Here is a 1,303-nt window from a genome sequence, read left to right as displayed (position 1 = left end):
GGCTGAGGGATCCCCACAAATCGGTGCTAATAAACCAGCACCATATTTCGGTAGACTCTTGTTAAGTGGTTAAGAGCATCATTCAGTGATATTTGCTTTAAAATCAGTGGGGAGTGTCGTAAGACGTTCTCCGCTAACGTCAGATATGAGATGACCCGCCGTGATTTGATACTGTTGGCCTGATATCTCAGATGTAATCCCTTATTCTCCACGTGATAACCAATCAGCCACAGGACGATTGTGCTCAGTGTTGCCAGTAAGCTCAGTACCAGCATTCTACCCGCAGAGCGACTGTGGCTGGCACGAAGACCAAATCCGAAACGCTCACTTTTTTCATCGCGGAAGTTTTGCTCTATCTGCATGCGACGACTGTATAACTTGATGATCTCCCTTGGCTTTAAATCATCTATACTACTGAAAATAAGCCAGGCTTCTTTTGCTGACTGCCGATACTCGTTGTTTGTTTTAGTATACATTGGCCTGCCTTTTGAACGTTTACTTTTCCGCCCTTTAGGTAATTTCTTGTATGTATAAAAATGACCATTAATACGGTTTTTCTTTTCTTTGACCAGCGTTCCCGCCCCCATGTATTTCGGCGTTATTGTTCCAGGACAGTCAGAGATTTTCAGCCATATTTCAGGACTCTCTGCCAGGTGAAATTGAACGTTATTCCTGATCCGCCCAATAAAATCCCAGCCCAATGAGGCAATATGTCGAAACCATGGACTCTTAAATCCTGCGTCTGTGACGATGTTGACTCTGGCATCGGAAGAGACGGCTTTAGCGAGGGAATCAAGAAACTGATTTTGTATTAAGGTGTTATTTTGTTTTTCCGAGGATACAACCCAACTCAATAACGGCATTGCCCGACCGTCGCAAAGAAGGCTGGCACGAAGCACATGATACTCCTGCGATGGATAACCGCTCCAGTCCACCGCAATAACGCAAAGAGGCAACTGACGAGTTATCATGGCAGTAATATTATTAAAAATCGCAGGAATATCGTTGTGAAGAGCGGTGTTTCCTAACAGGCGATCAACCCTTTTTATCTTGTTTTTGACCTGAGCCTGTCCGGGCAAAAAACGTCCAATACTGGTTAGCGTAAGAGAAGCGCCATTAATCAAAGCCATAGTGGCATCGATTAATGCATTCTGGCGATATTGATGAAACGGTGCTAAGGCATCTTTGAAGAAGTTGTGACATACTTTACGTGCAGGCATAGCAGTGACCTTATTGACTTGGTGGAACAATCAGTAGATCACACAACGCTATGCCTGTCTATTTTCTGGGGATTCCTCAGCCC

The 1,303-nt window shown here is 44.5% G+C and carries 1 protein-coding gene; it reads right to left on the bottom strand.

The annotated features are described in order from the left end of the window. Positions 1-26 precede the first annotated feature (26 nt). Positions 27-1,220, bottom strand: coding sequence for an IS4 family transposase (locus C5471_RS23270; protein WP_133816128.1), 1,194 nt, complete (start codon positions 1,218-1,220; stop codon positions 27-29). Positions 1,221-1,303: the final 83 nt, after the last annotated feature.

The organism is Photorhabdus tasmaniensis, assembly GCF_011189505.1.
Taxonomy (GTDB): domain Bacteria; phylum Pseudomonadota; class Gammaproteobacteria; order Enterobacterales; family Enterobacteriaceae; genus Photorhabdus; species Photorhabdus tasmaniensis.
Note: the sequence above shows the minus strand (reverse complement) of the source record. Positions and strands in the feature narration are given on the sequence as shown.